Raw genomic sequence first — 9,090 nt, 5'->3', positions numbered from 1 at the left:
CCGCGAGGGCCGGGGTTCTATCCCGTGCCCCTGTAAGGCCCAGGGGCACGCGCAAGGGGTTCCCAGGTCAAGCCGACCCCCGCGCAACAACCACGCGAACCCAACTAAACCGGGAAACCCAACCGCACCCCGCACCCAAAGAGCTAAACAAAAACAACCTTCCGAACCCCGTACACCCCCAAAACCACCTCCGCCTCCGACTTCACCGCAGCCCGATCCGCCCGGGACAACTTCCCATAAGCGCGAACACTCAGAACCTCGTCCTCCACATCCCATTCCGCGGCGCTGAACCCGTCCACCAGCACCACCTGCGGGGCGAAGTTCTTCCGAGGCCGAACCTGCTCGTAGAACTCCTTCGTCAACACCCGGCTCCGATCGGCGTGCGACAACGCCACGTTGTCGAAGTCGTAAAGGAATCGCGGTGGCGCGGGTACCTCCTCCGACGGGCGCGGGGCTTCGGGCAGGTCGAAGAGCTCCCGGCCGGACTCGTCCTGGAACACCACGAGATCCGGGCGCAGGCGGGAGAAGACCTCGCCGAGCCGCGTCAGCCCGCACCACTTCTGGGCGTCCATGACCGACGCCGGACCGAACGCGGCCAGGTACCGCAGAACCATCTCGTCCAGGGACAGAGATCCCGAAGCGGACAGCACCGAGTGCGCGATGGGACCGCTGCGTCCCCACAGGCCGCGCGGAGGGACCTGCATGAGGGGCAGCAGGTTGCGGACGCCGTACGCGAGCGAAGCGGGGGAGCTGTCGGGGAAGTGCGTCTCCAGCTCTGCGCCGAGTTGCTTGGCGGTCAGGGCTTTCTCCGCGAGCAACCGCCTTCCCATGTCAGCGAGGCGCGCAAGGTCCACTCCCTTCAAGGGCTTGCTGTGCATGGTGTTGTTCTGGAGGTCGCGGTCGAGGATGGGCTGGACCAGGGGTCGCAGCCCGGCCGCGTCGGAGGGGGAGACGAGGTGGATGGTGCCGCGCATCAGCACCACCCGGACGAGATCGCCGTTCTCCAGCAGCGTGGAGGCCTGTGACGGCTCGAAGCCGGACAGTCGCGAGGCCAGGCCGAGGTACCACGTGTGCGGGGTCTGGGCCTGCATGCCGACGAGGTGTGACACCGCGTCGAGCACCGAGATGTCCTTGCGCTCCAACAGCATCTGCCGCGCGAGGGTCGCGCGGTTGAGCGCGCGGCGGCTGAGCACGGGGGTCATGCGAGCTTCCCGAAGAACGAGCGGATGTCCTCGACGAGCAGGTCGGGAGCGTCCTGGGTGGCCCAGTGGCCGCCGCGGTCGTACTCGTTCCACGACACGATGTTGGCGTGGTCGCGCTCGGCGAAGCGGCGCAGCGGGGTGAAGTCGTGGGCGAAGCTGGCCAGGCCGGTCGGCGCGGTCGTCGGCGACGTGGGGTGCTCGGCGTGGTGGTCCTCGTAGTAGAACCGCGCCGACGAAGCCGAGGTGTTGGTCAGCCAGTACAGGGTGGCGTTGGTGAGCAGGTGGTCGTCGCTGGTGGCCGCGAGCAGCTGCGAACTCCACGCGAGCTGGCCGACGGGGGAGTCGGCGAGGGCGTGCGCGAGGTTCTGCGGCGCGGTCTGCTGGAGCTTGGCGTAACCGGACATGTTGTCATTGAACTGCGCGAGGAACTGGATGTACTGCAACTCCTGCTCCGACAGGCCGTCGAGGTCGCCGGAGGGGAACGAGAACAGCTGCGTCACGTGCACGCCGATCACGTGCGACGGGTCGATCCGGCCCAGCTCGGGGGCGACGAAGGACCCGGCGTCGTTGCCGTGCGCTCCGTAGCGCGAGTAGCCGAGGCGCCGCATCAGCTCGGCCCACGCCCGCGCGGTGCGGTGCCGGTTCCACCCGCGCTCCCGCGTCGGCCCGGAGAAGCCGAAGCCGGGCAGTGACGGGATCACCAGGTGGAAGTCCGCGCTGAGCGGCTCGATCACGTCGAGGTACTCGAACACGGAGTTCGGCCAGCCGTGGGTGAGGATCAGCGGGGTGGCGTCCGGTCGCGCCGAGCGCACGTGCAGGAAGTGGATGTTCTGGCCGTCGATCTCGGTGGTGAACTGCGGGTGCGCGTTCAGGGCGCTCTCCCACTTCCGCCACGAGTAACCGTCGCGCCAGTAGTCCACGAGGCGCCGCACGTGCTCGCCGGGAACTCCGTACTCCCAGCCGGGTGCGACGGGGCCGCGCTGGATCCCGTCGGTGATCTCCTCGCGGGGCAGTTCCTCCGCCCACCGGACGCGGGCGAGCCGGTCGGCCAGGTCGTCGAGGGCGGTCTGCGGGACGTCGGAGCGGAAGGGCTTGATCTCGGTCATGGGGAGGACTCTAGGAACCCATTAGGAACAGTCGATTCCTAATGGTCTGCCAGACTGGAAAAATGTTGGAAACCTCGGCACGACTGCTCCGGCTGCTCTCCCTGTTGCAGACGCCGCGCGAGTGGACGGGCACGGAGCTGGCCGACCGCCTGGAGGTCAGCACGAGGACCGTGCGCAACGACGTCGAACGGCTGCGCGCGCTGGGCTACCCGGTCAACGCGAACCGGGGTTCGGCGGGCGGTTACCGGCTCGGCGCGGGCGCGGAGCTGCCGCCGCTGCTGCTCGACGACGAGGAAGCCGTCGCGGTCACCATCGGCCTGCACACGGCCGCCGGCGGAACGATCGCGGGCATCGAGGAGACGGCGCTGCGAGCCCTCGCCAAGGTCGAGCGCGTGCTGCCGTCCAGGCTGCGCCGCCGCGTGAGCGCGTTGCAGGACTACACCGTGGCCGTGCCGAGGGACGAGCCCGGACCGCGCGTGGACTCCGAGGTCCTGGTGACCCTGACCGCCGCGTGCCGCGACCGTGAACGCCTGCGTTTCCGCTACCGGAGCCACGGCGGCGAACCCAGCGCCCGCCTGGTCGAGCCGTACCAGCTCGTGAACTGGGGGCGCCGGTGGTACCTCGTCGCGTGGGACGCCGAGCGCGAGGACTGGCGCACGTTCCGGGTCGACCGGCTCACCGAACCCTTCGCGACCGGTGCCCGTTTCACACCACGCGAACTGCCGGAGGACGTCGTCGATCGCGTGCGACGCGGGGTCTCCAGCGCGGCGTGGCGCTACACGGCCAAGGTCATCGTGCACGCCTCGGCGGAGGTCGTCGCGGCCCGCATCCACTCGGCGGTCGGCACGGTGCGCGCGCTCGACGCGGACACCTGCGAGCTGCACACCGGCTCGGAGACGCTGAACGGCCTCGCCGTGCACCTCGGGCTGCTCGATCTGGGGTTCACCGTGACCGAGCCGCCGGAACTGGTGGACCTGGTGCGACGGCTCTCCGACCGCTACGGGCGAGCCGTCGGGCCGTGAGCCCTGGTTGATTCCCCAGTGATTGGGTTCGACGTCACCGATGCCCCGTAGGGTGCGATCGTGGGTTTGTGGTAGACCATGCGTCAAACGACGGCCGTGCGGCATCACCCGGTTCTTTTTTGTAGGGACCCAACAACGCAGCGGCTCCGGCATGCGCCATGCGGGACATAGGTGTACCCGGCGGTAATCAAGCAGGGTGTAGCTCAGGTGCAGGCGGCGCTCCGGACCCCGGACGTCGCCTTCTGCTTGCTCGTACTTGGGAGGCTCAGCCGGTGTTCAGACGTGTCGCCATCGTCAACCGTGGAGAGGCCGCGATGCGGCTCATCCACGCGGTCCGGGATCTTTCGGCCGAGACCGGAACGCCCATCGAGACGGTGGCGCTCTACACCGACGCCGACCGCAACGCGACGTTCGTGCGCGAGGCCGACGTCACCTACTCGCTCGGCCCCGCCTCCGCGCGCCCGTACCTGGACCTCGCGGTCCTGGAGCGCGCGCTGCTGGCCACCGAGGCCGACGCCGCGTGGGTCGGCTGGGGCTTCGTGGCCGAGGACCCCGCCTTCGCCGAGCTGTGCGACCGCATCGGCGTCACCTTCGTCGGCCCGAGCGCGGACGCCATGCGCAAGCTCGGTGACAAGATCGGCGCGAAGCTGATCGCCGAGGAGGTCGGCGTCCCGGTCGCTCCGTGGAGCCGTGGCGAGGTCGCGACCCTCGAGGACGCGCTGCGCGCGGGCGAGGAGATCGGCTACCCGCTGATGCTCAAGGCCACCGCGGGTGGCGGCGGGCGCGGCATCCGCATGGTCGCCTCGGGCGAGGACCTCGCGGAGGCCTACGAGCGCACGAGCCAGGAAGCCCTGCGCGCCTTCGGTTCCGGCATCGTCTTCCTGGAGCGCCTGGTCACCGGCGCGCGGCACGTCGAGGTCCAGGTGATCGCCGACGGCCAGGGCACCGCGTGGGCGCTGGGCGTGCGCGACTGCTCGGTGCAGCGCCGCAACCAGAAGATCATCGAGGAGTCCGCCTCCCCGGTGCTCGGCCCCGAGCAGACCGCCGAGCTGAAGGCCTCCGCCGAGCGCCTCGCCGTCAAGGTCGGCTACCGCGGCGCGTGCACCGTGGAGTTCCTGTACCACCCCGGCGAGAAGCTCTTCGCCTTCCTGGAGGTCAACACCCGCCTCCAGGTCGAGCACCCGATCACCGAGATCACCACCGGCACCGACCTGGTCAAGCTCCAGCTGCACGTCGCGGGCGGCGGCAAGCTCGAAGGCGCACAGCCGCAGGAGCTGGGCCACGCCGTGGAGGCCCGGCTCAACGCCGAGGACCCGGACCGCGACTTCGCGCCCGCGCCCGGCCGCATCGCGCGCCTGGTGCTGCCCGCCGGTCCCGGCATCCGCGTGGACACCGGCGTCAGCGAGGGCGACACCATCCCCGCCGACTTCGACTCGATGATCGCCAAGATCATCGCCTACGGCCGCGACCGCGACGAGGCGCTGGGCAGGCTGCGCCGCGCCATGGCCGAGACCGTCGTGATCATCGAGGGCGGCGCGACCAACAAGAGCTTCGTGCTCGACCTGCTCGACCAGCCCGAGGTGATCGACGCCAGCGCCGACACCGGCTGGATCGACCGCGTCCGCGCGCAGGGCCGCCTGGTCACCCACCGGCACTCCGCGGTGGCGCTGGCCGCCGCCGCGATCGAGGCCTACCAGGACGAGGAGGAGGTCAGCCGCAACCGGCTGCTCTCCACCGCGCACGGTGGCCGCCCGCAGGTGCAGCACGAGAGCGGGCGCCCGCTGGACCTCAAGCTGCGCGGCGTCGGCTACCGGGTGAGCGTGGCCCGCGTCGGCCAGAACCGCTTCCGCGTCGGCATCTCCGGCGGCGGCGACGTGCACCCGGCGGACATCGAGATCAACCGCTTCGACGCGCACAGCGGCCAGATCGTGGTCAACGGCCGCCGTTTCCGGCTGATCTCCGCCACGCACGGGCCGATCCACCTCGTCGAGGTCGACGGTGTGACGCACCGGATCAGCCGCGACGAGGGCGGCGTCGTCCGCTCGCCCGCGCCCGCGCTGGTCGTGGCGACCCCGCTCGCCGTCGGTGACGAGGTCGACGCGGACGCGCCGATCCTCGTGCTGGAGAGCATGAAGATGGAGACGGTGCTGCGCGCGCCGTTCCGCGCCAGGGTCCGCGAGTGCCCCGTGTCCGTCGGCAGCCAGGTCGAGACCGGCGCGCCGCTGATGCGCCTGGAGCCGCTGACCGACGGCGATGAGGAAGAGGAGACCGGCGGCGCCGCCGAAACGGTCGAGATCGACCTGCCGGTGCAGGCGGAGATCCCGGTCGCCGAGCGGGTCGAGCGCGGTCTTCAGGACCTGCGCAGCCTGCTGCTGGGCTTCGACGTGGACCCGCAGGACCGCAAGCGCGTCCTCGCCGACTACGTCGCCGCGCGCTCGGAGCTGGACGGTCGTCCGCTACCGGGTGAGCTGGAGCTGTTCACCGTCTTCGCCGACCTGGTGGAGCTGAGCCGCAACAAGCCCACCGGCGAGCTGGTCGAGCCGGGCAGCCCCGTGCACAGCCCGCGCGAGTACCTGCACAGCTACCTCCAGAGCCTGGACGTCGAGCGCGCCGGGCTGCCCGAGGGCTTCCAGGACAAGCTCAAGCGCGTGCTGGCCCACTACGGTGTCGCCGAGCTGGACCGCACGCCGGAGCTGGAGTCCGCGGTCTTCCGGATCTTCCTCGCGCACCAGCGCATGTCGACCGATGTCGCCATCGTTTCCGAGCTGCTTCGCCAGTGGCTGGCGGGTTCTCCGCCCGCCGAGGCGCTGCGCGAGCGCGTCGGCCTGACCCTGGAGCACCTCGTCCAGGCGACTCAGGTGCGCTTCCCGGCGGTCTCCGACCTGGCCCGTGGCGTGGTGTTCCGCTGGTTCGCCCAGCCGCTGCTGCGCCGCACCCGCGCCAAGGTCTACGCCGCCGTGCGCGACGACCTGCGCTACCTCGACCGCAACCCCGGCGCCGCCGACCGCGCCGAGCGCATCCAGGCGATGGTCGCGAGCGCGGAACCGTTGGTGCGCCTCATCGGTCAGCGCATCGGCCGCGCGGGCTGCGACCACGCACCGCTGCTCGAAGTGGTGACGCGTCGCTACTACGGCAACCGTGGCCTGTCCGAGGTGACCGCGCTCGACAAGGCGGGCTGCCGCTTCGTCACCGCCTCGCACACGACCTCCGAGCGCGTGACTCGCGTCGTCACCACCGCCGTGGACATCGCGGCGCTGCCCGAGGCGATCGGCGCGGTCGGGTCGTTCGCGGCCGAAGCGGCGGAGGGCGGCCTCGTCGCCGACCTCTACCTCACGTGGGAGGACCAGCCCGACACCGACGCGATGGCGGTGCGGCTCGGTGAACTCCTTGCGGCGCAGTCGCTTCCCGTCGGTGTCCGCCGGATCACCGCGACCGTCGCGGGCACCAGCGGCGCGGTCATGCACCACCACTTCACCTTCGGGCGCGACGGCGTCGAGGACCGGCTGATCCGCGGGCTGCACCCGCAGATCGCCCAGCGCCTCCAGCTCCAGCGGCTGCGCGAGTTCGACCTCACCCGCCTGCCCTCGGCGGATGAGGAGATCTACCTCTTCAAGGCGGTCGCCAAGAGCAACCCGGCCGACGAGCGGCTGTTCGCGCTCGGCCAGGTCCGCGACCTGACGCCGCTGCGCGAGGCCGACGGCCGCCTGGTCGCGCTGCCCGCCGTGGAGGACGCGATCAACGCGGGCCTCGACGCGATCCGCAACATCCAGGCGCAGCGCCCGCAGAACAAGCGCTTCGACACCAACCGGATCATGATGTACGTGTGGCCGGCCACCGAGCTGACCACCGACGAGCTGGACACGGTCGTCAAGCGCATCCTGCCGACCACCGCCGGTGCCGGGCTGGAAGAACTCCAGTTCATCGCGCGCAGGCGCAACTCCACCGGTGAGCTGACCGAGCTCGCCGCGCGGGTCACCATCGATCCGGGCAACGGCGCCACGCTGCACGTCGAGAAGCCCTCGACCGAGCCCGTGCTGCCGCTGGACGACTACCGGCAGAAGGTGCTGCGCGCGGCCCGTCGCGGCAACGCCTACCCCTACGAGCTGACCGACATGCTCGGCAGCTTCGTCGAGCACGACCTCAACAACGAGAGCGTGCTCGTGCCGGTGGATCGCCCGCGCGGCAAGAACACCGCGGCGATCGTGGCGGGTGTCGTCACCACGGTCACCGAGCGGCACCCCGAGGGCGTGACCCGGGTGATCCTGCTCGGCGACCCGACCAAGGCGCTCGGCGCGCTGTCGGAGCCGGAGTGCGCGCGGATCATCGCCGCGCTCGACCTCGCCGAGAAGATGCAGGTACCGCTGGAGTGGTTCGCGCTCTCCGCTGGTGCGCGCATCTCGATGTCCTCGGGCACCGAGAACATGGACTGGGTCGCGGCCGCGCTCAAGCGGATCGTCACCTTCACCCAGGACGGCGGCGAGATCAACATCGTGGTCGCGGGCATCACCGTCGGCGCCCAGCCGTACTGGAACGCCGAAGCCACGATGCTCATGCACACCAAGGGAATCCTGGTGATGACGCCGGACTCGGCCATGGTGCTGACCGGCAAGCAGTCGCTGGACTTCTCCGGTGGCGTCTCCGCCGAGGACAACTTCGGCATCGGCGGCTACGACCGGGTGATGGGGCCCAACGGGCAGGCGCAGTACTGGGCGCCGAACCTCGCGGGCGCGCGCGACGTGCTGATGTCGCACTACGACCACACCTACGTCGTGCCGGGCGAGTCGGCTCCGCGCAAGGCCGAGACCAACGACCCGGTCACCCGCGACGTCTCCGACTTCCCGCACGCGGTGGTCGGCAGCGAGTTCGCGACCGTCGGGCAGATCTTCTCCGCCGAGCACAACCCCGACCGCAAGAAGCCGTTCGACATCCGCACGGTGATGCGCGCGCTCTCCGACCAGGACCACCCGGTGCTGGAGCGCTGGGCGGGCATGGCCGACGCCGACACCTCCGCCGTGCAGGACGTGCACATCGGCGGCTGGCCGGTGTGCCTGATCGGCATCGAGTCGCGGGCCGTTCCGCGCCGCGGCTTCCCTCCCACCGACGGCCCCGACACCTACACCGCGGGCACGCTCTTCCCGCAGTCGTCGAAGAAGACCGCTCGCGCGATCAACTCCGCCTCCGGCAACCGGCCGCTGGTGGTGCTGGCGAACCTGTCCGGCTTCGACGGCTCGCCGGAGTCCATGCGCAAGCTCCAGCTGGAGTACGGCGCCGAGATCGGCCGCGCGATCGTCAACTTCGACGGTCCGATCGTGTTCTGCGTGATCTCGCGCTACCACGGCGGTGCGTTCGTCGTGTTCTCCAAGGCGCTCAACCCGAACATGACCGTGCTGGCGCTGGAGGGCTCCTTCGCCTCCGTGCTCGGCGGCGCCCCGGCCGCGGCCGTGGTGTTCTCCGGTGACGTCAACAACCGCACCGCGACCGACCCGCGCGTCACGTCGTTGCAGGAGCGTGTGTCGGCGGCCAGCGGTGCCGAGCGCGCGGCGCTGACGGCTCAGCTGGCGGAGGTCCAGTCGTCGGTGCGCGCGGAGAAGCTCGGCGAGGTGGCCTCGGAGTTCGACAAGGTGCACAGCATCCAGCGCGCGGTCGAGGTCGGCTCCGTCGACGCGATCATCAGCGCGGCCGAGCTGCGGCCCCGGATCATCGAGGCGATCGAGCACGGCATGAAGATCTGATCGTTTGTTGTTAGCGCAGGACCGGTTG

Annotated in this window: 4 protein-coding genes; 2 read left to right on the top strand and 2 right to left on the bottom strand. The window is 70.6% G+C overall.

The features are described 5' to 3' along the window. Positions 1-143: 143 nt before the first annotated feature. Positions 144-1,202, bottom strand: coding sequence for a winged helix DNA-binding domain-containing protein (locus ABD798_RS18350; protein WP_344876338.1), 1,059 nt, complete (start codon positions 1,200-1,202; stop codon positions 144-146). Beyond that, on the bottom strand, positions 1,199-2,308 hold the full coding sequence (locus tag ABD798_RS18345; RefSeq protein ID WP_344876336.1) for an epoxide hydrolase family protein: 1,110 nt from the start codon (positions 2,306-2,308) through the stop codon (positions 1,199-1,201). The genes ABD798_RS18350 and ABD798_RS18345 overlap by 4 nt, the downstream gene beginning before the upstream one ends. 62 nt (positions 2,309-2,370) lie before the next feature. Here ABD798_RS18345 and ABD798_RS18340 point away from each other — a divergent pair, with 62 nt between their 5' ends. Together ABD798_RS18340 and ABD798_RS18335 are read left to right on the top strand one after the other, a co-directional pair. After that, positions 2,371-3,330, top strand: coding sequence for a helix-turn-helix transcriptional regulator (locus tag ABD798_RS18340; protein ID WP_344876334.1), 960 nt, complete (start codon positions 2,371-2,373; stop codon positions 3,328-3,330). 272 nt (positions 3,331-3,602) lie between these two features. Further along, positions 3,603-9,062: an ATP-binding protein gene (locus tag ABD798_RS18335; RefSeq protein WP_344876332.1), complete on the top strand. Its 5,460-nt coding sequence runs from the start codon at positions 3,603-3,605 to the stop codon at positions 9,060-9,062. Positions 9,063-9,090: the final 28 nt, after the last annotated feature.

The sequence above is a fragment of the Allokutzneria multivorans genome (genome assembly GCF_039537405.1).
Taxonomy (GTDB): domain Bacteria; phylum Actinomycetota; class Actinomycetes; order Mycobacteriales; family Pseudonocardiaceae; genus Allokutzneria; species Allokutzneria multivorans.
This window is presented reverse-complemented; position numbering and strand designations above follow the sequence as displayed.

What these genes read in the sequence shown, in the direction of transcription:
- ABD798_RS18350 (WP_344876338.1), bottom strand. Translation starts at nt 1,202, where the DNA reads ATGACCCCCGTGCTCAGCCGCCGCGCGCTCAACCGCGCGACCCTCGCG.
- ABD798_RS18345 (WP_344876336.1), bottom strand. Translation starts at nt 2,308, where the DNA reads ATGACCGAGATCAAGCCCTTCCGCTCCGACGTCCCGCAGACCGCCCTC.
- ABD798_RS18340 (WP_344876334.1), top strand. Translation starts at nt 2,371, where the DNA reads ATGTTGGAAACCTCGGCACGACTGCTCCGGCTGCTCTCCCTGTTGCAG.